Annotated in this window: 28 protein-coding genes and 2 pseudogenes; 9 read left to right on the forward strand and 21 right to left on the reverse strand. The window is 61.5% G+C overall.

All coding sequences use genetic code 11. The features are described from left to right. Nucleotides 1-13 precede the first annotated feature (13 nt). Nucleotides 14-919: a LysR substrate-binding domain-containing protein gene (locus tag AN936_RS18040; protein WP_003046376.1), complete on the forward strand. Its 906-nt coding sequence runs from the start codon at nt 14-16 to the stop codon at nt 917-919. Nucleotides 920-955: 36 nt separating this feature from the next. On the opposite strand, the gene AN936_RS18045 is transcribed toward AN936_RS18040, so the two are convergent. From AN936_RS18045 to AN936_RS18085, 10 genes are all read right to left on the reverse strand, one after another. After that, nucleotides 956-3,427: a TonB-dependent receptor plug domain-containing protein gene (locus AN936_RS18045; protein WP_054589301.1), complete on the reverse strand. Its 2,472-nt coding sequence runs from the start codon at nt 3,425-3,427 to the stop codon at nt 956-958. 75 nt (nt 3,428-3,502) lie between these two features. Further along, a complete protein-coding gene (locus AN936_RS24770) occupies nt 3,503-3,661 on the reverse strand; it encodes a hypothetical protein (protein WP_231292907.1) in 159 nt (52 codons plus the stop codon). Nucleotides 3,662-3,668: 7 nt separating this feature from the next. Continuing rightward, nucleotides 3,669-4,016: a hypothetical protein gene (locus AN936_RS24775; RefSeq protein WP_003046382.1), complete on the reverse strand. Its 348-nt coding sequence runs from the start codon at nt 4,014-4,016 to the stop codon at nt 3,669-3,671. A 26-nt stretch (nt 4,017-4,042) separates the two neighbouring features. Next, a complete protein-coding gene (locus AN936_RS18055) occupies nt 4,043-4,408 on the reverse strand; it encodes a DUF411 domain-containing protein (RefSeq protein WP_234715625.1) in 366 nt (121 codons plus the stop codon). A gap of 160 nt (nt 4,409-4,568) precedes the next feature. Continuing rightward, nucleotides 4,569-4,958 carry a DUF305 domain-containing protein gene (locus AN936_RS18060; protein ID WP_223181178.1) on the reverse strand — a complete coding sequence of 130 codons (390 nt, stop codon included), beginning with the start codon at nt 4,956-4,958 and terminating at the stop codon, nt 4,569-4,571. 92 nt (nt 4,959-5,050) lie between these two features. Further along, the gene (locus AN936_RS18065) at nt 5,051-6,262 is read right to left on the reverse strand and encodes a copper resistance protein B (protein WP_003046391.1); all 1,212 of its coding nucleotides are present in this window, start codon (nt 6,260-6,262) and stop codon (nt 5,051-5,053) included. Next, nucleotides 6,259-8,094, reverse strand: a complete 1,836-nt coding sequence (locus AN936_RS18070) for a copper resistance system multicopper oxidase (RefSeq protein ID WP_420496817.1) — start codon at nt 8,092-8,094, stop codon at nt 6,259-6,261. The genes AN936_RS18065 and AN936_RS18070 overlap by 4 nt, the downstream gene beginning before the upstream one ends. A 119-nt stretch (nt 8,095-8,213) precedes the next feature. After that, nucleotides 8,214-8,798, reverse strand: a complete 585-nt coding sequence (locus tag AN936_RS18075; RefSeq protein ID WP_003046398.1) for an RNA polymerase sigma factor — start codon at nt 8,796-8,798, stop codon at nt 8,214-8,216. Continuing rightward, entirely contained in the window at nt 8,795-9,232 is a 438-nt protein-coding gene (locus AN936_RS18080) for a periplasmic heavy metal sensor (RefSeq protein WP_003046401.1), read from the reverse strand. Before AN936_RS18080 ends, AN936_RS18075 begins: the two co-directional genes overlap by 4 nt. 2 nt (nt 9,233-9,234) lie before the next feature. Continuing rightward, nucleotides 9,235-9,501: a hypothetical protein gene (locus AN936_RS18085; RefSeq protein WP_003046403.1), complete on the reverse strand. Its 267-nt coding sequence runs from the start codon at nt 9,499-9,501 to the stop codon at nt 9,235-9,237. 143 nt (nt 9,502-9,644) lie between these two features. Between AN936_RS18085 and copC the strand changes: the two genes are divergently transcribed. The 8 genes and pseudogenes from copC to AN936_RS18125 all read left to right on the forward strand — a co-directional run. Continuing rightward, the gene (gene copC, locus AN936_RS18090) at nt 9,645-10,028 is read left to right on the forward strand and encodes a copper homeostasis periplasmic binding protein CopC (protein ID WP_011542702.1); all 384 of its coding nucleotides are present in this window, start codon (nt 9,645-9,647) and stop codon (nt 10,026-10,028) included. Between the two features lie 6 nt (nt 10,029-10,034). Further along, nucleotides 10,035-11,003, forward strand: a complete 969-nt coding sequence (gene copD / locus AN936_RS18095) for a copper homeostasis membrane protein CopD (RefSeq protein ID WP_003046408.1) — start codon at nt 10,035-10,037, stop codon at nt 11,001-11,003. Nucleotides 11,004-11,035: 32 nt separating this feature from the next. Further along, nucleotides 11,036-11,725 (forward strand): helix-turn-helix domain-containing protein, encoded by a 690-nt coding sequence (locus tag AN936_RS18100; protein WP_003046411.1) that lies wholly within the window; start codon nt 11,036-11,038, stop codon nt 11,723-11,725. Between the two features lie 137 nt (nt 11,726-11,862). Next, a complete protein-coding gene (locus AN936_RS18105; protein WP_003046415.1) occupies nt 11,863-12,540 on the forward strand; it encodes a class I SAM-dependent methyltransferase in 678 nt (225 codons plus the stop codon). A 166-nt stretch (nt 12,541-12,706) separates the two neighbouring features. Then, nucleotides 12,707-15,028 carry a heavy metal translocating P-type ATPase gene (locus AN936_RS18110; protein ID WP_039578973.1) on the forward strand — a complete coding sequence of 774 codons (2,322 nt, stop codon included), beginning with the start codon at nt 12,707-12,709 and terminating at the stop codon, nt 15,026-15,028. Nucleotides 15,029-15,080: 52 nt separating this feature from the next. Continuing rightward, a complete protein-coding gene (locus tag AN936_RS18115; RefSeq protein WP_011542707.1) occupies nt 15,081-15,557 on the forward strand; it encodes a YybH family protein in 477 nt (158 codons plus the stop codon). Between the two features lie 264 nt (nt 15,558-15,821). Then, the gene (locus AN936_RS18120) at nt 15,822-16,415 is read left to right on the forward strand and encodes a c-type cytochrome (protein WP_223181176.1); all 594 of its coding nucleotides are present in this window, start codon (nt 15,822-15,824) and stop codon (nt 16,413-16,415) included. 185 nt (nt 16,416-16,600) lie between these two features. After that, nucleotides 16,601-16,924, forward strand: a pseudogene (locus tag AN936_RS18125) (type II restriction endonuclease); the annotation flags it as partial. A gap of 138 nt (nt 16,925-17,062) precedes the next feature. Here the strand turns inward: AN936_RS18125 and AN936_RS18130 are convergent. The 11 genes and pseudogenes from AN936_RS18130 to AN936_RS18165 form a co-directional block, all read right to left on the reverse strand. Beyond that, nucleotides 17,063-17,452 (reverse strand): annotated as a pseudogene (locus AN936_RS18130) (ATP-binding protein); the annotation flags it as partial. Nucleotides 17,453-17,551: 99 nt separating this feature from the next. Then, the gene (locus AN936_RS18135) at nt 17,552-18,010 is read right to left on the reverse strand and encodes a MucR family transcriptional regulator (RefSeq protein WP_054589306.1); all 459 of its coding nucleotides are present in this window, start codon (nt 18,008-18,010) and stop codon (nt 17,552-17,554) included. Between the two features lie 146 nt (nt 18,011-18,156). Beyond that, nucleotides 18,157-18,360 (reverse strand): hypothetical protein, encoded by a 204-nt coding sequence (locus AN936_RS24785; RefSeq protein ID WP_149037709.1) that lies wholly within the window; start codon nt 18,358-18,360, stop codon nt 18,157-18,159. Nucleotides 18,361-18,517: 157 nt separating this feature from the next. Continuing rightward, nucleotides 18,518-18,910, reverse strand: a complete 393-nt coding sequence (locus AN936_RS18140) for a PIN domain-containing protein (RefSeq protein WP_054589307.1) — start codon at nt 18,908-18,910, stop codon at nt 18,518-18,520. Between the two features lie 4 nt (nt 18,911-18,914). Beyond that, a complete protein-coding gene (locus AN936_RS18145; RefSeq protein WP_054589308.1) occupies nt 18,915-19,145 on the reverse strand; it encodes an AbrB/MazE/SpoVT family DNA-binding domain-containing protein in 231 nt (76 codons plus the stop codon). Nucleotides 19,146-20,218: 1,073 nt separating this feature from the next. After that, on the reverse strand, nt 20,219-20,365 hold the full coding sequence (locus tag AN936_RS25130; protein ID WP_158500115.1) for a hypothetical protein: 147 nt from the start codon (nt 20,363-20,365) through the stop codon (nt 20,219-20,221). 150 nt (nt 20,366-20,515) lie between these two features. Next, entirely contained in the window at nt 20,516-20,920 is a 405-nt protein-coding gene (locus AN936_RS18150; RefSeq protein WP_054589309.1) for a helix-turn-helix domain-containing protein, read from the reverse strand. Between the two features lie 212 nt (nt 20,921-21,132). After that, on the reverse strand, nt 21,133-21,501 hold the full coding sequence (locus AN936_RS24790; RefSeq protein WP_149037710.1) for a hypothetical protein: 369 nt from the start codon (nt 21,499-21,501) through the stop codon (nt 21,133-21,135). A gap of 425 nt (nt 21,502-21,926) precedes the next feature. Next, nucleotides 21,927-22,586, reverse strand: coding sequence for an AfsR/SARP family transcriptional regulator (locus tag AN936_RS24795; RefSeq protein WP_149037711.1), 660 nt, complete (start codon nt 22,584-22,586; stop codon nt 21,927-21,929). A gap of 246 nt (nt 22,587-22,832) precedes the next feature. Further along, nucleotides 22,833-23,495 (reverse strand): LuxR C-terminal-related transcriptional regulator, encoded by a 663-nt coding sequence (locus AN936_RS18160; protein WP_054589311.1) that lies wholly within the window; start codon nt 23,493-23,495, stop codon nt 22,833-22,835. Beyond that, nucleotides 23,488-25,023, reverse strand: a complete 1,536-nt coding sequence (locus AN936_RS18165) for a class I SAM-dependent methyltransferase (RefSeq protein ID WP_054589312.1) — start codon at nt 25,021-25,023, stop codon at nt 23,488-23,490. Before AN936_RS18165 ends, AN936_RS18160 begins: the two co-directional genes overlap by 8 nt. Between the last annotated feature and the right edge of the window lie 10 nt (nt 25,024-25,033).

Genomic DNA, 25,033 nt, shown 5'->3' on the forward strand with positions numbered 1-25,033 from the left:
GGAGCGATGTCCGATGAACCTGCGTCACCTCGAAGCCTTCAGGGCCGTGATGCTCTCGGGATCGGTCACCCAGGCCGCGCAGTCGCTCAACCTGTCGCAACCCGCGGTGAGCAAGATGCTTGCCGAGCTCGAGCATCAGCTGGGCTTTCAGCTCTTCCTGCGTTCGCGCGGCAGCGCGCTCACCGTGACGCCCGAAGCCGACGCCTTTTTCTACGAAGTCGAGCGGAGCTTCTCGGGCATTGCGGCCCTGAAGCGGGTAGCGGAAGACATCCGCAACATGGCGACCGGCACGCTCCGGATCGCCGCCCTTCCGGCGCTCGCGGTCAGTTTCCTGCCGCGTGTGATCGCGGCCTTTCGCGAGACACATCCCGGCGTCACCGTTCAGCTCCAGACCCGCAGTTCCTCGACGGTGCGGCAATGGATGGCGAACCAGCAGTTCGACATCGGGCTCGCGACGCCGGCGCGCGAATTGCCCGGCATAAGGATGGAGCGCTTCCTGCGCTGCCCCGGCGCCTGCGTTCTCCCTGCCGGCCACCGCTTGGCCGTCAAGGACGTCATCCGGCCGGCCGATCTCGAGGGCGAGCCCTTCATTTCGCTCGCGCTCGAGGACGGCGTGCGTCACCGCATCGACCGCATTTTCGAGGACGCGGGCGTCCACCGCGAGATGGTCATCGAAACCCAATATGCGATGACCATCTGCGCGCTTGTCATGCAGGGGGTCGGATGTTCGATTCTCAACCCCGTGACCGCAGCGGATTATGCCGAGCGGGGCCTTACGGTCCGTGATTTCGCGCCGGAGGTCCATTTCGAATATATGCTCTTCACGCCGAAGTTGAGGCCGATGTCCCAAGTCGCTGCGGCCTTTATCGCGGTGCTCGAATCCCACCGCGACGCGATGTTCGGCTCCGACGCCAGCTGAAGACACAAGACGCCGCACGGCCCTCACGGCCACCGATCAGAAGGAGGCGGTCGCGCGGACGTACCAGAAGCCCCCGTTGAACCCCGTCGGCGCGAAGCGGAGATATCGGATCCCGTTGTTGATCTGGGATTGCCGCGCCTCGACGTCGGGGTAATTGTCGAAGATATTCTCGCCGCCGACCGCGAGCTTGAGCATGTCGCTAACCTTGTAGGACAGCTCGAGATCGACCAGCAGTTCGGCGCCGCCCGTCTGGTCGGCAGCCGGTGCGGCGCCATAGTCGGTCCATTTGCCATAATAGTTCGCGCGCGCGACGAAGCCGAAGCGCTCGCCCGCATAAGTGAAGGACGCATTGCCCTTCCACTTCGGAACGAAGCCCTCGAGTTCGAGCAGCCGCTCGCGGTCCGCAGTGATCACCGGCGAGGCCTTGATGACATCGGTTTTGGTATAGTTGCCGTTGAGGCCGAGCGTGGCCTTGCCGTCGCCGAGGTCGAAGCCCACGGTGAGCACCGCATCGACGCCCTGGGTGCGGCTGTCGAAGGAATTGGTGAAGAAGCTCACCTGCTGGAAGGAATCCCCACCGGGAATGCCAAGCGCCGCGAGCTGCGCACGCTGCGCCGGGGTGAGATTGAAATTGCCCGATACGGCGATCCGGTCTTCGACCTTGATGTTGAAATAGTCGAGCGTGAAGGTGATGCGATTGGAGGGCTTCACCACGATGCCGCCGGCGACGTTGAACGAATTCTCGGGCCGAAGCGGCGTCGCGCCGAAGAATTGCGCCACCGGATTGTTGGGCGCGATAATGCCTGCGGTCAGCGGCGCCCCGGTTATCGAGTCGATGTTGGTCTGGACCTGCGAGGCGTTCGACTGGCCCGGCGTCGGCGCCCGAAAGCCGGTGTTGACCGATCCGCGCACCGCGAAGACGTCCGAGAAATCATATCGCCCGTTGATCTTCCAGGTGAATTTCGAGCCGAAGTCCGAGTAATTCTCGTAGCGGCCGGCAAGGCCGAACTGGAGCGCGTCGGTGAGATTGCCTTCGAGCGACGTATAGGCGGCCCAGTTGCTGCGCGCGAACTCGCCCGCCTGGATGGGACTGAAGCCCGGGAAGCCGTTCGAGCCGACCGGCAGTCCGACGCGGTTTCCGGTATCGGGATCGATGACCGACGCGAAAGGACCAACCTGCCATGATGCGATGTCGCCGGCCGTGATCTCATATGTCTCGCGCCGATACTCGAGACCGCCTGCAAGCGTCAGCGGATCGGAGGTGCCGATCGCGATGGGGTAAGTGAGATCGAGATTGAAAGCGAGTTCGCGCTGCTCGAGCTGCCCCGGCTTGAAGGAGGTCGGCGACGCGAGGCCAAGCGACGGATTGACCGTATTTTCGATCCGGTAGGAAGCATGGTTCTGACCATAGGAAGCGCTGAGGTCATAGGTCAGGCCCGAGGAGAATTCGCCCTTGAGGCCGGCCGCCAGCGCCGCATCGGTCACCGTGGCACCGAAATCCGGGGTGAAACCGCCGGGAAAGAGCTGGCGGAAGCTGAACCGCTGTCCTCCGGGCGTATTGGTGAGCGGAATCGAGGTGGAAATGAAGCTGGCATCGGGGTTGCGGTAAAAGAAGGCCGTCGTGCCGCGGCTCCAGCTATAGTTGCCGAAGGTGTAGAATTCCATCTCCTCCGACAGTTCGATGCCGGCATTGACGAAGATGCGCGCCGCCTCGGATTCGGGATTTCCCCAGCGCTGCGCCGGGACCGGGACATCCTGAACGCCGGCATCGATGAGCGCCTGCGCGTCGGGACGCTGAATGCCGCGCGACGTCGTGCTGGCGTTCACATATTCGCCGCTGATGTTGACGAAACCGGCGTCGGTGAAGGGAAGCCCGACATTGCCCTGGACGAGGAAATCCTCGCCGTCGCCCTTATAGAATTGGCCATAGCGGGCGATCAGCAATCCGCCTTCGCGGTCGCGGCGCAGACCGAAATTGAGGACGCCGGCGATCGCATCCGATCCATAGAGCGCCGACGCGCCGTCACGCAGAACCTCGAGCTGGCCGATCGCGATCGACGGGATCGCCGAAAGATCGGGTCCCTGCGATCCCCGGATATAGGGAACATTGGTGAACTGGACCGTCGCGCCGCGATGGCGCCGCTTGCCATTCACGAGCACCAGCGTCTGGTCCGGCGGCAGGCCGCGCAGCGAGAAAGGCCGGGTAAAAACGGCGCCGTCGTTGCTGACGAGGCGCTGGACATTGAGCGACGGGACCTCGGTGCGCAGGAGATCATTCATGTCGGCCGTGCCCTTTTCGAGCAGTTCGGCACCGGTGATGATGTCGATCGGCTGAGCGGAATCGGCCGCCTTGAGATCGTTCCGCCGCGTACCCGTCACGACGATTTCGCCCTGCGACGCGCCTGGCCCCGGCGCCTCTTTGGCGTTATCCTGCGCGAAGGCGGCGGCGGCCGACATGCCTGCCAGGACGGCGATAATCGAGCCACTCGTGCGAAGCAATTTTCTCATGGTCCCCTCCCATTTGCGAAAGCTCTCGGCTTCGCCACCGAGCTATCTTCGCGGCCTTGGCATGACCAGAAATAATCACCACTCATCGCTATAAACGAGATGGTTATTCCATATGGTTATATCTCTCGCTGCGGCATCGAGCAGCGCCCGACCGCGCGGCATGCCGGGCGCGGCGATGCCGGACACTTCGCGCAGCTTGTCCTCGACCGCCCGGGCGACATGCCGCGTCGGCACATGCTCCTTATTTTTTGTCCATATCGTGCCCGGCATGAGGATCGGGTTCGGGTTCGACAGGTTTCGGCGCTTCCGGCGCGGCCTTTGCCCGCGGCGGCACAGCGGCCTTCGCGGCGGGTTCTTGCTTGGGGCGGGATTTCTCCGGAGGCATCGCTTCTTCGGTCGGCGCCGCCGGGGCAGACGCGGCGGGCGGCTCGTCCGCTACGGGCATGGTCTCGACCATTGCGGGCGGCTCACCGGCAGTGACCTCACTCTGTTCCGGTGTGACGTCGCTCTGCTGCGCGGGCTCAGTGCCGCATCCTGCCAGAGCAAATATCAGCGCGGCGGCGCTCGCTAGGGGAATGAATCTCGTCATATCTGTCTCCTCTTCGTGTCGGCAGGTCATGCGCGGAATTCAGAAACCTTGCCGTCGCTGCCGAATGCCATCACTTCGAATGCGTCCGCGCTTCCGTCCGGCATTTCCATTCCCGGAGAACCGCGCGGCATGCCGGGCACGGCGATTCCGCGAATGTCGCGTGGCTTGTCGTGGAGGAGTCTCGCAACATGCCGCATCGGCACATGACCCTCGATCGCATAGCCGCCGATCACGGCCGTGTGGCACGACGCCAGCTGGCCAGGCACACCATATCGCGTCTTTACGGCGGCCATGTCAGCGCGGTTCTCGACAGTCACATCATAACCGGCCTTGCGTGCGATATCCGCCCAAGCTTCGCAGCAGCCGCATTCGGGATCGCGATAAACGAGCATTCGCTTGGGGCTGGACGTCTCGGCGCCCGGCGCGGGCGCCGCGCCATTCTTATCGCTGGTCGCCGCCGGGCCCGAGGCAGAATTGCATGCCGCAAGCGCGATCCCCGATCCGACCGCAATCAGGCCGAAAAGATGACGGCGCGTCATCAGATTTTTCATGTCATTTCCTCGCGAGAATGGATTTCATCTGTTCGATTTCGGCCGCCTGCCCCGCGATGATGCCGCGGCAGAGTTCGCGTATCTCGGCATCTTTGAGAGAAGCCTGTTCACACATGAGGATCGCGCCCGAGTGATGCGGGATCATCGAACGCAAGAAGGCCGTGTCGCCGATCGTCGTCTGTGTCCGGATGAGCCCGAAGCTCCCGAAGAAGGCAACTGCCGATCCCAGCAGCAGGAACGTATTGAGACGTTTCGACGGGAACATGCCCGGCATTGCGACGATCATCAGCACGACCATCGGCGAGACCATCATCAGCGTCATGTAGAGCATGTTGAGATTATTGTAGAAGCTCGAGAGGCGGTCGATCATGACGAACATCACCAGATACATGATGACGCCGCTGACGATCGTCTGCAGCGCGAGGCTGCGATAGGCTGGTTTCACGGCATTTCTCCTCGACGTGTCGCCACCCCGCGAAACTTCTAGAACCAGGCCCGCACCCCCATCACGAAGCTGACGCCGCTCGCATCCTCGCCCGCGGCGCGGGCAAAACGCGCGGTATCGCCGACCTTGCGCGCCCATTCGACGCCGACATAAGGCGCGAATTCCTTCACGACCTCGTAACGCAGGCGAAGCCCGAGCTCGAAATCCGAAAGCCCCGAACCAACGCCGGTCTCGGGGACATCCTGGAGCGCAAAATTGACCTCCGCCATCGGCTGGAGGATCAGTTTCTGGGTGATGCGCTGGTCGTAATAGCCTTCGAGCCGGGCGAGCAGATCACCCTTGTTCGAAAGAAACAGCGCGCCCTCGACTTCGAACCAATAGGGGGCGAGCCCCTCGAAGCCGATCGTCGCATAGGTGCGGTCGGGGCCGGGCCCAAGATCCTGCCTGATACCCGCCTGCGCGTTGAAATAGGGTCCGATCGCCCGGCTGTAGAGCGCCTGTACCTCGGCGCTCTCGATGCCTTCGCCGAACACGCCCTCGCCTTCGCTCTTGATCGTCAGCCGGTTAATGTCGCCGCCGTACCAAGCCTCACCGTCCCAGCGGAACCCGTCGCGGCCCTTGCGCGCCTGATATTCGGCAAGGTTGAAGCTGATGAAAGCGATGGTCTGCGCACCATTCTCTTTCATCATGTCGTGGCGCGAATGCTCCATTTCGGCTTGGGGATAAATGCGATCGGCATACCAGTCGCCGGGAGGCGCAGGCGCGGTAGCATCGCCCGGCGGCAAATCGGTGCCGCTAGCGCTGCTCGTGGTCGCCATGCCTTCCATTCCCGCCATCGCGTCCGCAGATCCGCCCTTCGGGGTGCAATGGCCCATTTTGGCATGTTCGGGCGGGCAATCGGGATCGGACGGCTGCGGTGCGCCATGATCCATCGCACCCATGTCCGAAGCGCCCTTGCCTGGAGCTTCCGCCTCAGGCGTACAATGACCCATCGCCGCATGTTCGGGCGGGCAGCTTGAAGCCTCGGGTTCCATGTCCATGCCCTGCATGTTCCCATGGTCCATCTGCTCCATCGACCCTTCGGCGGGCGCTTCGGGCGCGGACTGCGCTACGGGTGCTGGCGTTGGCGAGGGAGCGGGTGTCGGCGCGGGCGCCGCACCATGCATCGAATGATCCATCGACTGCGCCGCGGCGGGCACAGCAAAGGCCAGCGGGGCGATACCCGCGAGGAGAAGCGCGACCCGGGTCATTCGCCGTCTCCCTTCGGACGGACGCTGACGACGCGCATCATCCCCGCGTGCATGTGATAGAGAAGGTGGCAATGGAACGCCCAGTCGCCGAGCGCGTCGGCGGTGAAATCGAAGCTCGCGATGCCGCCCGGCTGGACAAGCACCGTATGCTTGCGCGGCGACCGGTCGCCCTTGCCCGTCACCAGTTCGAAAAAATGGCCGTGGAGGTGGATGGGGTGGCTCATCATCGAATCGTTGATGAGGTTGATCCGCACGCGCTCTCCCTCGATGAAGGGGATGGGCTCGTGATAGTCGGACATCTTGATGCCGTCGAACGACCACATGAAGCGTTCCATATTGCCGGTCAGATGGATGTCGAGCGAGCGCGAGGCGGCGCGGGTATCGGGGTTGCGCTCGAGCGCGACAAGGTCATGGTAGGTCAGCACCTTGTGCCCGACATTCTCCAGTCCCTGCCCCGGCTCGCCCATGCGATCCATCGGCATCGGCGAGATCGTCTGAACGCTGGGATCGCGCTTGACCTGCGGCGCGACACTGAAGTCGCGCATGCTGTGCTGCATGCCTCCGCCAGATCCATGATCCATGCCCGCCATCGCGCCGCTTTCCCCCGCTGGCGTACAATGGCCCATCTTGGCATGTTCGGGAGGACAAGAAGGGTCGCTCGCCGGCATGGGCATGGCGCCCATATCGCCGCCCGAATGGTCCATACCCGCCATCGCGCCGCCCGACATGTCGCCCATGCCCATGTCCTTCATGGTCGCGAGCGGCCGTTCGCGGAGCGGCGGCACCTCGGCGACCATGCCAGCGCGCGGTGCGAGCGTCGCGCGTCCCATGCCCGAGCGGTCATTGGCCTCGGCAACGAGCGTATAAGCACGGTCCTCGACCGGGGTCACGATGACGTCATAGGTTTCGGCGACCGCGATCTGGAACTCGTCGATTTCGGTCGGCACGACATTGAGCCCATCAGCCTGGACGACGGTCATCCTGAGGCCCGGGATACGGACGTTGAAGATCGTCATCGCCGACGCATTGACGATGCGCAGGCGTACCCGCTCGCCGGGGCTGAAGAGCGCGGTCCAGTTGTCGCGCGGACCATGGCCGTTGACGAGGAAGGTGTAGGTCGAACCATTGACGTCGGCGACGTCGGTCGGGTCCATCCGCATCTTGCCCCAATCGATCCGCTCCTTGAGCGGTTGATCCTTGCCGGCAAGCAGGCCCGCCAGCGTCTGGCGCTGCATGTTGAAATGGCCGGGATTGACCTTGAGCTTGCGGAAGATCGCCTCGGGCGACAATTGACTGTGGTCGGACAGGACGACGACATGCTCGCGGTCGTAGCCGATCGGGTCGGCGCCCGCGGGATCGATGACGATCGGGCCATAATGGCCGAGCTGTTCCTGAAGCCCCGAATGGCTGTGATACCAATAGGTCCCCGATTGAACGACCGGGAATTCATAGACAAACTTCGAGCGCGGCTTGATCCCGGGGAAGCTGACGCCGGGCACGCCGTCCATCTGGAACGGCAGGATCAGGCCGTGCCAGTGAATCGAGCTGTCCTCGTCGAGATCGTTGACGACGGTGAGGCGCGCGCTTTGTCCCTCCTTCAGCCGGACGAGCGGCGCGGGCACGGTGCCGTTGATCCCGATCGCGCGACTGACCTTGCCGTCGATGCGCATCGTCTGGCGCGCGATGCGCAGCGTTATGTCATTGCCGGATACGGTCGGAAGCGGCGCGGTGATGCCGGACGACACCGGCTGGGCCCAGGCCGGGAACCATGCGGCCATCGCCGCAGCAGCCCCTCCACCCAAAGCTCCACTGACGAACCGACGCCTTTCCATCTGCATATTCTTTCCGACCGTTACTGACTGTTCCTAAAGCTATACGCAGGCGGCACGCCTGCCCCTCAATAAAAATGCCGGACGATGAGGAGATGCCGCCTGAACGAGCGGTCGAACCCTCAACCCTCGGCGCTCGCAGATGTTCCCGCGAGCAATTCCCGGAGCCTGGTCCGCGCTCGATAGAGGCGCGTTTCGACTGTTTTCTCGCTGACCCGCAAAATGACCGCTGTTTCGGCCTGGCTGACCTCGTCGACACCGCGGAGGAGCAACACTTCGCGCAAATTCTGCGGCAGCTGATCGATCGCCCCGCGAACCCTGGCGAGCTCTCGCCTGTCGGTCGCCGCGGAATCGGGCCCAGGACCATCGCTTGCTACGTGATGCGCATTTTCGAGCGGGAGCGCGCGGGAGAAAAAGGCGCGCACCTTTCGCCGTCGTGCCCAGTCGCGACATTTGTTGAGCGCGATACGGGCGATCCATGTGCGGAAGGGGCGTTCGCCATCATAGCGATCGAGCGCCGAAAAGCCGGAGACGAACGTCTCCTGCGTCAAATCCATCGCCTCGTCGGCATCGCCGATCTGCTTTACGATGAGCCGGTAGACGCCCGTTTTGTAACGGCGCAGCAACTCGCGATAGGCGTCTTCGCGGTGCGCGCGCGCAAAGGCCGCCAGATCCTGGTCGCTACATTGCGATAGGTCGGCGCTCACCGCGCATCGGCGGTCAGCGCCTTGACCACGCTTTTGTCGAACATTTCCGCTTGATCGGGGTTGAGAACCCCGCGCATCGCGAAGAGATGCTGGAGCGTTTCCTTCTGCAATGTCCCCATCACCTCATGCGTCTCGTCGATCGCCTCGGTGACGCGCGGTCCATAGCCATGCTCGGCTTCGATCGCCTGCGCGAGCCGGACATTGGCGGCGCGCATCTCGAGTTCGAGCGCCTGGCGGCGACCGGCGAAGTCGGCTTCGATCCGCTCGAGTTTCTTTTCCTGCTCCGGGGTCAGGTCGAGTTGGCCGTGGAGAAGCGCATGAAGTTCGGTTTCGCTGGCTTTGGGCGCATCGGCTACCAGACGGCCGATGAACACGCCGGCAATCGCCGCGGCGAAGGCAATGAGCCCCAAGAGAAGAAGACGGCGCGACGGCATCGCTACTGTACATCCAGCAAGGTGGAAGGCACCAATGCGCTAGGCGGGCCGAATGGGGTCAGGGGGCTTGCCGCGACCGCCGGCTGGGAAATCGCACTCCCCGCAAAGACACCGCCGCCGAGCGAGACAAAGGCCGCGAGCGCCATCAGGCGGCGCATCGCTACCGCTTCGCGCCGGCGGATCGCCAATGCGCCCATGATGCGATCATCGAGCGCATCGAGCGCTGCGGGCAGATCGATCCTGTTCAAAATGCGAAGCTCCTTATCCATCGATCGTCTCTTCAAACCTTTCCATCATTGTACATACGCGCCGAAGCGCCTCACCCCTCACACCAGAATATTATTCCGGAATATTTGAGGGCCATGCCGATATCCTGCGTATTAGCAGGACAGACACGCATTTGGAGGTGTTCATGTTCAAGTCTCTTCTCCCCTCTGCAGCGGCGGCTTTCGCTCTGCTTCTCATGCCGGCCACGGCAAGCGCGCACACCAAGCTCGTCAGCTCGACGCCCGCCGCCAATTCGACCGTTTCGAAGGTCACGTCGGTCAATCTTCAGTTCAACGAAAAGATCGTCGCCTCGACCCTCAAGACCGAGCTGGTCATGACCGGCATGCCCGGCATGGCCAATCATGCCCCGATGAAGGTGCCTTACTCGTCGATGATGGGCAAAGAGGGCAAGTCGGCGATGCTGATGCTCAAGCGGCCGCTGACAGCCGGAACCTACAAGGTCACATGGTCGGCGGCGGGCGCTGATACCCACCGCATGGGCAGCGAATTCAGCTTCACCGTAAAGTAAAAGACGGTGGGGGACCCCGTTCTGATCGGCATCAGGTTCGCACTTTATGCGGACCTGATGCTCATCGCCGGCCTTGCTGCGTTCCCGCTTTTTGCGCTGACACGGAGCGAACGCCTTGCGCCGCAGTCGATGATGGCCTCGATCTGGCGCGCAGAGCGATGGCTCTGCGCCGCCGGACTGCTTCTCTCCATCTTGGGGATGGGCGTGCTCGCGGCTTCGATGCAGGGTGTGGGGCTCCTCTCCCTGGAACTCCAGCCTTTTTGGGACCTTGTTCGCGAGACCGAGGTCGGCACAGCCTGGGTCTACCGGAGCGCAGCGCTGCTGCTCGCGCTGGGAGTCGCGATCTGGATGGTCCGCTGGCCGACAACTTCGGCCGCCGTACTCGCGGCCGCGGGCTCGGTGGCCGTCGCGAGTCTGGTCTGGTCCGGCCACGCCGGCGCGACCGAAGGCGCCGCAGGCACCGTGCACCGGATCAGCGACATCTTGCACCTGATTGCAGCGGCGGTCTGGATCGGCGCGATCGGCGCCTTCCTGATCCTGATCTCACCACGTCGTGTCCGCGAATGGCCGGGCGGACTCCAAATTGCGGCGCGGAGCCTCGATCAATTCTCGCGCGTCGGTACGATCTGCGTCCTCGTCATCGCCGCCACCGGCCTCGTCAACAGCCAGATGATCGTCGGCGCCGAGAATCTCGGCCGTTCCCTCGGCTCGCCCTATGGACAATTGCTTCTCGCCAAGCTTGCGCTGTTCGGACTGATGCTGGCGCTCGCGGCGGCGAACCGCTGGCGGCTGACCCCGGCGCTCGCGGCCGCCGTCCCGGGGACCGATACCGACAATGTCGACGCCGACCCCGACCTCGCGATTGCAGCCATGCGCAGAAGCCTCATCATCGAAGCGTCGGCCGCGCTCGCCATACTCGCGCTGGTTGCCTGGTTCGGTACGCTCGAACCCTTCGTCACCGCCGATCCGGTTTGACCCCAAGCACCGCCTCTTGGTCGGGTTCGATCATGCTCGGGACCGGCTGGGCGCTCATTGACGCGCGCATCGGGAGCAGCCGTCCCCATAACCATGTGGCGCACCAGATCAGCCTCGCCATCGAACGCGACCTCGAAATTTCCGGTGATGCCGACCTGATAGTTCCCGCCGGACACGCCATTGCGATAGCGTCGCATGTCCGGCACCGCCTCGGGCCGCCGGGCGCCCTCGTGCGGTCATTTTATCTCGACCCGCTTTTTCGTGCCGGCACCCGGCTGTCCGCCGGATCGGCGCCTGTCCTGTTGACGCCGATAGAGACAGCCGGACTAGGTGACATCGCAAGCGGCGCGGACGCGAAGCGCTGGGCGTCCGACTATCTCGACCGCTCGCAGGCGCGTCCGGTGGATGCCCGCCTGTCCGAAGTGCTCGCGGCCCCTGACGATTTGTCGACCGCGCGCGCCTTGGCCGACGTCGCCTGCCTTTCGCCCTCGCGCCTCCGCGAAATCGTCAGCCGCGACTTCGGCGTGCCTCCGGCCAAATTGCTGCAATGGCTCCAGCTTCAACGCGCCGTGCGGACGCTGGTCGGCGGCGGAGGTCTTGCCGACGCCGCGGCGGCGGGAGGCTTCGCCGATCAATCGCACTTCACGCGCCGCTGCGCTCAATGGCTAGGCGTGACGCCTTCGGCCGGCCTTAGTGCCTTCGCGTTCGAAATCGTGCCCTGAGCCGGATGCGCCTCGCACCGCGTCGCCCCGGCGAAACATTCAAGACTGCCGCGCCTGTTTGCCCTTAAGCGTCTCGTCGAGACCGGCGATTGCGGCCGCAATCCGGCGGCAAGCCAAAGCGTCGAAAGGAGACGGCCATGCCCGACCCGAAACCCGTAGCAAGATCCTACACGCCAGCGGCAGGATATCACTTCCTGACGCCCTTTTATGATTTCGGCGTCGCGGTGACAACGCGCGAGCGCGTGTGGCGCGACCGTCTCGTTCGCCATATGGCGCTCGGCGAGGGTGACGTCATTCTCGATATCGGCTCGGGTACGGGAAATCTTGCGCTGGCGATCGCTCGCCATAGCCGGGACGTCCGCTATCTTGGTTTCGACCCCGACGAGGCAGCGACGCGAATTGCCCGAACGAAGACCGCGCAGATTGTTCCACCGCCGGAGTTTCGAGTTGGCTTTTTCGCGGCTTCGGCGATCGATGACTGGCCCCCGCCTGCCAAGATTGCGATCTGCCTCGTCCTTCATCAGGTCGGGCTTGAGGAAAAGGCACGTCTGCTACGCGAGGCCCGGCAGGTGCTCGCGCCGGGCGGCAAACTCTATGTTGCCGACTATGGGGAACAGCGCAGCCGCCTCATGCGGTTGTTGTTCCGCCTCACGATCCAGCAGCTCGACGGCGTCCAGGACACCCAGCCCAACGCCGATGGATTGCTCCCGGTGCTGATGAGAGAGGCAGGCTTTTGCGATGTTCGCGAGCTTGAGACGTTCCGCACGCCAACCGGTGCGATCGGGATCATCGAGGCCCGAAAGCCCGGGACCTGACGGCACGGGGCAAAGAAAATCCAAGGGATAACCGCTCTTCTTGCGTATCGATAGAAGCGGCTCCATTCTGGAACCGCCAGGAACGACGCCAACGGCGAACTCGACCGGTGGCGTTTGGACCGCCCCGCCGCGAGGCGGGCATCCGACACATACGGGAGCGGCGGCGATGCACGATCATCAGGGCGCAGAAAAAGGCAGCGGGAGCACGACTGATCCGGTCTGCGGCATGATGGTCGATCCGGCCACCACACCTCATATCGCGACGCATAGCGGCAAGCATCACTATTTCTGCAGCGCAGGCTGCCTCGCCAAATTCGAGGCCGATCCCGATCTTTATGCCGCAAAACGCGAGCCGGCCGCAGCCGATGCACCCGAAGGCGCCATCTGGACCTGCCCGATGCATCCCGAGATCCAGCGCGCCGGCCCCGGAAGCTGCCCGATCTGCGGCATGGCACTCGAGCCCGTCATGCCGACAGCATCGGGCGGCCCCAGCGAAGAATATCGCGATATGCGGCGGCGCTTCTGGATCGGGCTCCTTCTCGCACTCCCGGTGGTTGCGCTCGAAATGGGCGGCCATCTGACAGGCCTTCATCAATTTGTCGGTCGCCAGACGAACAACTGGACCCAGATGTTGCTCGCGACTCCCGTCGTTCTATGGGCGGGCTGGCCCTTCTTCGAGCGCGCGTGGCTCTCAATCCGCAACAAAAGCCTCAACATGTTCACCCTCATCGCGATGGGGACCGGGGTCGCGTGGGGCTACAGCATGATCGCGGCGATCGTCCCCCAAATCTTTCCGGCTGCGTTCCGCGCCGATGATGGCTCGGTCGCGGTCTATTTCGAGGCGGCGGCGGTCATCACGGTGCTGGTGCTACTCGGGCAGGTGCTCGAACTCAGGGCCCGCGAAACGACGAGCGGCGCGATCCGCGCGCTCCTTGACCTCACACCGAAGCTCGCCCGGCGCGTCCGCAGCGATGGAAGCGACGAGGAGGTCGCGCTCGAGGACGTCGCGGTCGGTGACATGCTACGCATCCGTCCGGGCGAAAAAGTCCCCGTCGATGGCATCGTCGTAGAAGGCCGCGGCACGGTCGACGAATCGATGGTCACGGGCGAATCGATGCCGGTGACCAAGGCGGCCGGGGCGGCGCTGGTCGGCGGAACGATCAATCAAACGGGCGGCCTGCTCATGCGCAGCGAGAAGGTCGGGCGCGACACGATGCTCGCGCGAATCGTACAGATGGTCGCCGATGCGCAGCGCAGCCGCGCGCCGATCCAGCGTCTCGCCGATGCCGTTTCGGGCTGGTTCGTGCCCGGCGTCATCGTCGTCGCCATTGCCGCTTTCGTTGTCTGGTCGCTTCTGGGCCCCGTGCCCGCCATGGCCTATGGCCTTATCGCCGCCGTCTCGGTGCTCATCATCGCCTGTCCCTGCGCGCTCGGCCTCGCGACGCCAATGTCCATCATGGTCGGCGTGGGGCGCGGCGCCGAAGTTGGCGTGCTGATCAAAAATGCCGAGGCGCTTGAGCGGATGGAGAAGGTCGACACGCTCGTCGTCGATAAGACCGGGACGCTGACAGAAGGCAGACCCTCGGTCGTCGCCATCGAAGTCGCCGAAGGGTTCGAGGAAAACGACCTCCTCCGGATTGCCGCGAGCCTTGAGCGCAGCAGCGAACATCCATTGGCCGCCGCAATCGTCAAAGCGGCGGAAGACCGCGCCCTCGCGCTCGTCGAGCCATCGGGAGTCGACCAGCCGGTCGGCAAGGGCATCGTCGGGGTCGTCGACGACAAGGCGATCGTCCTCGGCAATGCGAACTTTCTCGAAGAATATGACGTCGATCTGGGCGCACTCGCCGAGGCGGCTGACCGGCTTCGTACAGACGGTGCAACGGCGATCTACATCGCGGTCAGCGGCAAGGCGGCCGGCGTCATCGCCATCGCCGATCCGGTCAAGGAGACGACGGGCGACGCACTCGCGGCGCTGCGCGAAGCCGGAATCAAGGTCATCATGCTAACCGGCGACAATCGCGTCACCGCCGAGGCGATCGCGCGGCGCCTCGGCATCGACGACGTCGAGGCCGATGTCCTCCCCGACCAGAAGAGTGCGGTCGTGCAGCGGCTGCGCGAAGAGGGCCGGATCGTCGCCATGGCCGGCGACGGGGTAAACGACGCCCCCGCGCTCGCCGCCGCCGACGTCGGCATCGCGATGGGTTCGGGAACCGATGTCGCCATCGAAAGCGCGGGTGTGACGCTACTGCGCGGCGACCTTCTGGGCATCGTGCGGGCGCGGCATCTCAGCCATGCGACGATGGCGAACATCCGTCAGAATCTCTTCTTCGCTTTCGCCTATAATGTCGCCGGGATTCCCGTCGCTGCGGGCGTGCTCTATCCGATTTTCGGACTATTGCTCTCGCCGGTCATTGCCGCCGCTGCAATGGCACTCTCGTCCGTCAGCGTCATCGCCAATTCTTTGCGGCTGCGCTTTGCCAGAATCTGATCGAAACCACCGGAGGCACTCGTGAAGTGTCGGCACAACAAGGGGAAATGATATGAGACGACTGACGATTACAGCAATCGCATTGGCCATGCTGGTGGCCGTCCCGGCTCAGGCGACCGAGCCTGCGGATTATCAGGGCGCGGCGGCAGCGCTCGCGCAGTATAAATCGGCGATGGAGAAACTGGACCTGACCGGCGTCGAGGCCCTCTTTTCGCCAGACGCCCAGATATTCGAGTCCGGCGGCGTTGAAGGGAACTTCGCCCACTATCGCGACCATCACATGGGTCCCGAACTCAAGGAATTCAAATCCTTCACCTTCCGCAATTACAAGATTTCGGTTCGCGGCGAAGGAAATATCGCGATCGCAACCGAGACCTACAGCTTCTCGATTGTGCTCGCGAGCGGCGAGACCATCGAACGGGATGGCGTCGCTACGAGTGTCCTCAAACAGGACAACGGAAAGTGGCAGATCTTCAATCTCCACAGCTCCTCACGCAAGCCGAAGGTGCGGCCGGCGGGTGGCATCTGAGCGGGCAAAAAAGGGGCTAGTCCTCACGATCTCTCCGAACCCACACCTAGCAGGACGCATGAGCCCGAGCGGGTGTGGGCACCCTGAAATGGCTCGTCGCGGCAAGTACGGAAACGCCTGCCTCGTCTGTGACAAGGGCAAAGCTGTTGGGGTGCGTATCATCTGTTGCACAGCCGCCGCATTGCGTTCGGCTGCAAAGCTCAAGGCCTGTTATGCGGGAGATAGATAATGGAGCGATTTCGAACTTTCGATTTCCGAAAGCATATGCCGAGCGTGACGTTCACGCTGCTGGCGGTTGCCCTGATAGCGGGCGCGGGTGCGATCACCGTCTATCTCGGCCTATATAATATAGCGGCCGATGCCCCCCATAACCGGCTGACTTACAGCGTCATCGAAACATTCAGGGAGAAGTCCATCGCAGCGCGATCCGGATCGATCGCGGTGCCGGCAGATTTGGCGGCTCCGGCGCGGATCGCGTCGGGCGCAGGTCTCTATACCGAGATGTGCAGCGGCTGCCATCTCGCGCCCGGGATGGAAAAGACCGAAATGAGTCAAGGGCTGTATCCGCAAGCGCCCGTCTTGTTCAAAGGTTCGGAACGTTCGGCTGCGGAGCAATTCTGGATCATCAAGCATGGCATCAAGATGACCGCCATGCCGGCCTGGGGGAAAACGCATGATGATCGTCTCATCTGGGATATGGTCGCGTTTGTCCGAAAACTCCCTGGCCTGTCGCCGGCACAATATCAGGCTATTACGCAGAATGCGCCAATGGACCATGACGCGATGATGAAGGGCATGACAGAGGCGGAAGGCGCGAGTCAGAAACCAAGCGGAGCGGGCGAACACGCAGGGCACTGAGGTCGTCGACAATTATGCAGCGCCGGGCGTGAACGGGCTCGTTTCGACCTTCCATTCCCGCCCACCTTGCCGGTGGGACGGAAGGTTTCGCCTTTCGCTAAGGGCCGGATCGAGCGAACTGTCTTGGCCGGCAAGCCGCAGGTGGAAAACAGCAATTCGGAATGGATCAAGCGGGGGCTATAAACATGAAGCGCGATCTTGTTCGCGAACTGATCGAGCGCTGGCGCGGCGATTCCGGCTCGACCTATCAAAGCTGGTTCCTGTGGGAGGAACGACTGAAGAATTTTCGGTCGATCAGAAGAGGAATCTCGCAGGTCGTCGCCGAAATTGAGGCCGGCACCTTCGGAGCGGCATATCGGGGCTCGTCATTGGAGATCATTGTTCATTCAATCGCCGAGCAACGACAGATTTTCAAAGGTGCGGATCATGCTTTCTTGTGGAAGCCCAAACTCCGAATCCCGGACATCTATGTCAAACGGCGTTCAAAAGGGACCCCCGATCGGCGTCGAAGAGGGACCCCCTTTTCGGATAATATGATGCTGGTTTGTTGAAGATGGCCTTGCGCTGCGTGCGGCGGAGGGCGGGCGTAGCCCGACCGGAGGCGCGCGCAGCGCAAGATAGATTTTTGAAGGCGCCGAAGGTGGCTGTCAGCTGCGGTTTTTGAAGCGCCAGCTGTCGTTGCCCGTCTCGACGATATCGCAGTGGTGGGTGACGCGGTCGAGCAGCGCCGTGGTCATCTTGGGATCGCCGAACACGGTCGGCCATTCGCCGAAGGCGAGGTTCGTGGTGATGATGACGCTGGTCCGCTCATAAAGCTTGCTGATGAGGTGGAACAGCAACTGCCCTCCCGAGCGGGCGAACGGCAGATAACCGAGCTCGTCGAGCACGATCAGGTCGAGCCGCGACAGCTGCGCCGCCAGGGTCCCGCCTTTGCCGATCCGGGTCTCCTCTTCGAGGCGTGTCACCAGCCGTGAACGAGGGATCGTCGATCTTGAGCCCGAGATAGGCTCGGCACGCGGGGCAGCAACAGCAAGATGGCGGACGTCCATCCAAATCGAACGCCCGCGCCGCCCGCCGGTGTGCGCAGGCGGGCGGCACGGTCCACGTCGCGCGGCCGTGGCTGTCAGGCGCTCGCTTTACCGCGTGGGCGCGGCCTTCGTGGCAGCCGTCTTGGCGGCGGGTTTGCGGCCGCCGCCGCGGCCCTTGGTGCCGAGGCCGAATTCCTTGGCAAGAGCGCGGCGCCTCTCGGCATAGGCGGGCGCGACCATCGGGTAATCCTTGGGCAGGTTCCACTTGGCGCGATAGTCTTCGGGGGTCATGCCATAGTGCGTCATCAAGTGACGGCGCAGCATCTTAAGTTTCTTGCCATCCTCGAGACAGACGATGTGGTCGGTTTTCACCGAAGAGCGGATCGACACAGCGGGCTTTAGTTCTTCGACTGGCGCTTCGGTATCGCCGCCAAGTCCCGCGAGCGCGCCATGAACGCGTCCGATCAGATCGGGAAGTTCCGTCATCGAGACACTGTTGTTCGATACATGGGCCGCAACAATATCGGCAGTGAGCGTCAGCAACATATCCTGGGTTTCGTCGGCCATCGAATATCTCCTCTACGCCGCCGCCCTACCAACAGTCTTTGCGTGCTGCCACGATTATTCTTGTCGGGAGGGCATTGCCCCGCGCGCCCCGCAATGTCGCGCGGCGCGGCGATTTCCAGGCTTCCTGATTAGCAAAACTTATCCCGTCATATGCCGGCGCCCACAGGAGACGTTTTCAGGGTGTTCGCGCCCCTTTTCGATATGCGCTTATCGAGAAGCATCCACTGTTCCGTAGGCAGTCCCTTGTCGCGGTATGAAAAGTTATGGCTGCGCGCGGCTTCGGCGATGTCCTCTTTTTTTGGCAAGATTCCTCGCGCGCGCCTCAGCGCCGCCGCCCGGCGCGCGCTCATATCACGACCGGTTTAAATGGCACCAGGCGGACAGCCGGACGAACATCCAATGTCAGGATCACTACCTAACCCGCTTCTGCTCGATGGATCAGCTCATCGAGCATGCCGGGCGCGTCGGTCACGCAGATTCTCGTCGGGTCGTCCATAGCTCAAAGTCTCAAAACGGATTCACGATCCTCAACTGTTCGCCGATTCCCAGTCCGTCATGCATGTCTTCCGAATATAGTATGTCGCATCCCGCTTGAATTGCGGACGCAACGATAAGCCCATCATAAATTGAGATCCCGTATCGCTCCGCTAGTGCGATCCCCTCGATATGGGTTTCTACGTTGAGGGGATTAACGCGGCTTGCGAGACCCCGAACGATACCCAGCGCTTCGCCGAGCTGTTGCCAATCGAACTGAAGTTTCTTCCGGGCGACGTTCGAGAATTCGTTCAGAACTTGAACGCTGATTTCGCCCCCGTCCGACAAGAGTTTCTCAGCTGTGCTGGTGCGCGGATCGTCGCTGAACGCGTAGATGAGGATATTCGTATCGAGAAAGACGGGCATCGGCTCAGCGTTCGTTGGCGTCGTCGCGATCAAAGCGCCAACCGGCAGGCAAAGGCTTGCGCAACATGCGCATGCGTTCCACCAGCTTCTCGCGAGACCTATCCCGATCGATCTCGAAACGGTGAGTCCCGGCGACATTGACCTCAATATCGTCGCCTTCCTTGAGACCAAGCAATTCGACGATGGATGCCGGTATCCGAAGGGCGAGGCTATTTCCCCAGCGCGCGAGCTGCATTATCAATCTCCTCATGGATATACATGAAATACATGTATATCATTCTGCATGGAGGAGCAAGCGAGGGCGGTTTGACAGCCGCCCTCGCCCTCACCAACAGGCAGCCTCCCGAAGGGAAGGCATAATCTCCGCACACATTGCGGACATTAGGGCGCTAATCTCGGCATCCGGTGCAGTCCGTCTCTTTGCCTCCCGCCGGGCAGGCCGTACGAGACGCAATGTGACGGCGGCTTCCGCCGCCGTCCCGCCTTGTGGCACTAAGCCGCTTCCCGCTCGGCCTCTGCTTCGGCGGAACGCGCCCAGAAGGAAGCGCCGCCCACTCCCGCGATCGACGGGAGGCCCATGAAAACGCCGCCGCGCCCGGAAGCGCGGCGCCACCTATCAGCCGCTAGGCCATGTCTCCATGGCCCCCGATCCGACACCACGGATCGAGAAGGCAAACGCGTTCTCGGCGCAGCCGCCGGCGGGGCGGCGTCCGTGAGCAAATGTGCTTAGCCGCCGCACCGCCAAGACAGCCGCGACGATTGCGCAGCGCGGCCAGAACAAAGGTGCGCCCCCTGCCGGCCCTTTTGGCGGCAGCGAGCTCTCATCAGCAACTGCGCTCATTTTCTGGGCGCGTCACAGGGGCGGCAAGCCATGTGGAAGCTCGACCGGCGAAATAGGGACAACGTTCAGGTGCAGTGATGCCCTAATGCATCTGCTCCTAAGGTTGCCGATAAATTTGCTTTCCCGTGGTTCTCGATCGGCGGGTCAAATAGTCACCCGGCATCAGCAAGCGGATCCGCAATCCACTACTTGTAATCACTCTCCCAAAGCGGGGAAAGAAAAGTGTCGTCTGTCGCCAGGAATATTGGTAGCGATCATCATCCGCCATTTTGCGAATCCCTCTGAAACGACCCCGCATTCGCTGCTCTTGTTATCTCGGAGAGTCAACCATGTTACGGTATCGTGGAGAAAAGACGCAGATAAAGTCCTGCACGCGTCTCTCACGCTCAACAGCGATCTCAACGGTATTGGAACGATTCTGTAACGGTGGTTGCCGATTTCTCTCCAACCGGTCACCTTTTCGAGAATCAGAAACTCCAGCCACTCCCGTTTAGCACGCTCCACAGATTGGCGGCCATCAGCAACGCGACGAGGGCGAAGATCGACCAGAACAAGAATTCACGATACGGGTTCGGCGGCGGTTTTCCTTCGGGCAGACCAGCTGGGCGCTTCAATGCGACAATCCTACATCCCCAAATCTTGCGCGCCGGCATTTTCATTATTCGCCCGATGCCAGTCAGGAAGCAGACGGAAAACTGGAGCTTTCCTGAACTTTCTGCGTCGCACTATGACGGATTGTCAAAGGCAACGATGCGAAGCTGCGCCTACAGTTCGATATATATTTTCACTCGCTCGGGCGCAACGCCCGCAAGCTGGGCAATTTCCAAACGGACCCGGCTTACCGTCTCGGTCAACGTGCCGGTTCGGGAAGACCCGACAAGATCGCAGCTATTCACGCCCAGCACATCTGCAATCCTCGCGAGGCGCTTTGGCCTAGGGCGGGCATGACCCAGCTCCCAGTTGCAAACAGCTGGAACGCTCACGCCAACGGCCGTCGCGAACTCCGACGCCGTCAACCCGCTCGCGCGGCGCATGCGGCGCAAGCTTGCTCCGAAGCTTTCTTCCGCCCCGTAGACGGCATCCGTGTCAAGGTTGCCTGTCGCTTCACCAGCGACTTCTTTAGCAGGCGAAGCCTGTTTGAGACCTTCCGTGTCGCCGATGCCTGTCATCCTAAGACTTGTCATCCTGAACCAGCAAGCGCTGCTATGCAATCACCAACGCTCGCGAGTTCTTTCAACAGCATTTCGCCGATGCCGCGAGTTTTGGTAACTCAACCGCGGCACCGCAGAGGCGCGAGCCGTGAGTTCGCCGAAAATGGACTTGCAGCCGGCTGTGCACCCGAAGAAAATGAAGTAGGAAAATAAAAATATAATAGAAATAATTAATCCAAAACGCGCCATTTTAATGAAGTTACAGCGTTACCTAATGAATCACACAAATAATCAACAAATTCTGGATCTAAATCAGATTGAAAATATTTTGATCCATTTTTCCCGTCAATGAAACTCGACAAATTGACAATTCCGCTTCCTCTCAACAGAGATTCTTTGTAATTACTAAGTATAATTTCAATATTTCTTTCGGGGTTAGTTTCAAGCCAATGCTCTATCGCAACGGCGGCCAAGGATGATGAATTGTAAATATGCTCCAGCGCGCTGAGAGTTCGGAGATACCAAACTGATCCCGGCGCACCGGTAGTCACCGATACGCCGCCGATCGTGATGCGGCCTGCTACCGTGCTAAACGCCATGCGCTTCTCATCCTTTTCAAGGCGATAAAAGCGTCTTTCGAATAACCGCCATATTAATGGTCTCTCCTCATAGCAGGAAATGCATGGCAAAGGTCATCAATTATCGCCGGAAGCCCGGACGAATGGAAAGACTCCCTGCTTATCGAGAGCAGATATCGCGGGCCCTACGTGACACCACTGCAAAGCGCTTCACATCGATCGGTCCGAGCGTTGCAGTATAGGCGCTTCGCCCACAGACAGAAGCTGACAACTAGTACGGTTTAGTGGCGAATCCCCATGATCAGAAGCGGGCTGGCTGCATCACGCAGACCGCTCGGCGGTTGATGTTTCCGTTAGATCCGGCCGCGCGACCAATGTTTCAGGGCTCGATGCCCCATGTGGCGACACCAACATGCCGGCAATCTGCCGGCCGAACGTCCGCCATCTTAACGGGCAGCGAAATCTCCATGATCACATGCGTTGCCGGTTGGAGTCATCGCATCTCCGATGGATCTTTCTGCCCCAGCGTGAGCGGTCAGAAACAAGCTGTCGACCGAACTCTCCCCGTCACCCGCCTGAACACTATCGAAGTAATTGCTTCTCATGTCGCGGAGCCAGTCTTCGAAAGATTCTTCACCTGGGATATCGAGACCCTCGAGAAATTCGCCACCATAGGCGGTGTCGCTCACTTCACGCCGAACGTCCGATTCGACAAAAGGGAGGTTAAGCCGCACAGCCCGAAAGTCGCTCTGCAGCAAAGGAATTCCAAAGCCGTTAGTCAGTTTGCGCAAGCGGTGCAGTTCCCGGCGAAGACCTGCTTGGGCCTGTTGGAGATCGAGGGAGCCCCACAATCTTTCCTGTATCCAGGACCGCCAGCGCTCTCCTGTTTCTGCTGTCGACAGAAGTGCCAGCAGCGCAATCGACTTCTTGCTGGTTATTTCCAGACGCTGCCCATCGGGCGCAGTCAGGCGGAAGGCACCCAAAAAGGAAAGGCGATAGCGCGGCGCTGGATGCGTCAGCTTGACGACGTCACCGCGATGGCGTTCGACGAACTGACAATCGTCGACAAATCCTTCAAACTTCTTCCGAGCAACTGAATGCGGCACCAAACATCCCCCAAAGCAATCGAACGAGCACGACAAATGTCCTGCCGGAACGGAATTTCCGTTCCTTCACTCGACCCACTGATGATGCGCCCACCCGCGGAATGACGGTTTCGTCTTCCGCATTGTTATCATAGATTATAACGTATTTACCGCGCTTCCACCTAGAAATTCTTTAGGGTTCCAAATCCTTAGCGTCCTCTCGGGCTCAAAATGAGCCCGATCCGGCATCGCCAAGCCTGATCGCGCTCACAATAGGTTCCATTCACGCGCGCGCGGGATAATGGCACTGTCGCTCCGGACCTCGAGCCTTCGCATCAACTCAGAGAGATGGAAGGAGACCGTCGGCGCGGCGATCGCCAAGCGCCCCGAAATTTCCTTGTTGGACGCTCCTTCGGCGAGAAAATGCAGGATTGCCATCTGACGGGCCGACAGGGTGATGGCAGGAGGCGAGAAACCGGCAAGCGACGTCTTCATCGCAGATGATATATAAGTATCTCCCGACAGCGCGGCGTCGCATGCCGCAAGGATTTCCCTTGTCGCATCGGCCTTGCTGACGACGGCCCGTACGCCCAGTCGCATCGCGTAATCAACCTCCGCAAAGCTTGCCGCTCCGGTGAGGATAACCACCGTCATGTCATGCGCTCCGATCAGTTCGGCAACGACATTGACGCCTCTGGTATCCGGCAGTTGCAGATCGAGAATGATGAGGTCCACCGCTTCCGAAGCGAGAAAAGCCCCAACGAGCATACCACGCTGAAGGCAGCCGATGACCTGGTAACGGAGATCGGCGGCAAAGAGAAGGCGCAGGCCGAGATGCGTAACCGCGTGATTATCAACGACGAGAACGCGCGCAGCATCGGGCATATCGCCGATGCGGTCCATATTGATCCCGGCCTCGACCTCAAGCAACTGGACATGCTCCCAATCGCTCGAGCAGGGGAAGCAGCCGTTCTTCGACGTCCGCGCGAATCTTCCTGATTTCTCCGAGATTTTCTTCCTCGGTCTCCAGGACATTGCCCTCGCGCATCAATCTTTCATTCTGCGCCGAAAGCCAATTCCAGACTGCCCCATCGATATCCTTCTCGCCTTCCCAAAGGGCGAGCAGCACAAGCTGCTGGACCCGCCCGACGGTCACAGCCGCCCCAATGCGCGGCGCCGCGAGACTGCTTGCGCCTGCCATATATTTGGATCGACGGCATAATTCGTGGTTCAGGGCCACGGATGCAGCAACATCGCCGTCTGGGTCGGCGGATCGGGTGGCTGGCGCTAAATCGCCCCGTCCAGTGAGCACGAAAAGTGCCTCGGCCAGTTGCGTTCGCGAAATCCCATCGGCGGTGACGGTCTCACAGAGCTTCGAGAAGGAAATGAGTTCGCCAGCCGCCGACCGTATTGCGGTCCATACCGGCTTGTAGATGTCTTCGCGTAACGTCGCCGACCCGGCGGCGGTGGCGAGCGAAAGTGGCAGCTCTTCAGCATCGGCGAGAGCAAGGAAATTATACGCTTCGAGCCGGTCTGCTACCTCGGCTCCGGTCAGATGTCGCTTGCCTTTGACATAGATATCGCGGCGAAACTGCCGATTGACCAGATAATCTCTCGTCGTCTCGTAAAGCGCGAGGTCCGATATTCCAGCAAGAAGATCCTGGCAGTGCGCGGGCACGCCGAGACCCGGCATATTATCGATCAAGCTCGCCGACGCGGCAAAATCCATCTTCGCCTCGGCAAGCCTCGCCGAGACCTCGGAAAAGGACTCCGGGAGCCAGTGCCGGTTGAAATATTCGTGTGAGACATAATTCCGATCGAGCTTGCCAATCGATTTCACCATTTCGCCGATCGCCGGATATTGCGCGAAGTACCCCGAATTGGTGTCGACAAGCCGCTGCGCGAAATCGAGTGACTCGCCGACCCGCGAAATCAATCCGCCGGTCGCGGCTTTCGCCGCATGAAGATTGAGAAGATGCCGCAAGGGCTCAATCGGCGACCAGCCGGGCTTACAATTGTAGCTGACGTAGAGGATTCCTCCCGGTTTCAGATTTGTTCGTACAACATCGACGATAGCCTGCCTCGCGTCTTCCGAAACCCATGACCAGATTCCGTGCAGAACGATGATGTCGAACTGCGGCAGGTCGCTGCGGCGCGCAAACTCTTCGAAGCTGTCGTCGAATATGCGGATCGGTTTCCCGCCGGCGCGGGCCACTTGAGCGGTATAGGCCGCCTGCGACGGGTTGAAGTCAGTACCGTAGAACTGTCCGGAGGAGGTTGCCGCATTGATATTCAGCGACAGTCCCTGGCCGAATCCAAGTTCGAGATAATTCGGACGGTCACCGACATCATGCGAGATACCGCGCGAAAGAAGCGCGAACTCGAGCCGGATAGGGGCAAGTTCGGAGAAATAGCCGTAGATGTAATCGACCTCTGAAACATAGCCGGCGTTCCACATTTCAACTCTC

Source organism: Sphingopyxis macrogoltabida (genome assembly GCF_001307295.1).
In the GTDB taxonomy this organism is placed as follows: Bacteria; Pseudomonadota; Alphaproteobacteria; order Sphingomonadales; family Sphingomonadaceae; genus Sphingopyxis; species Sphingopyxis macrogoltabida_B.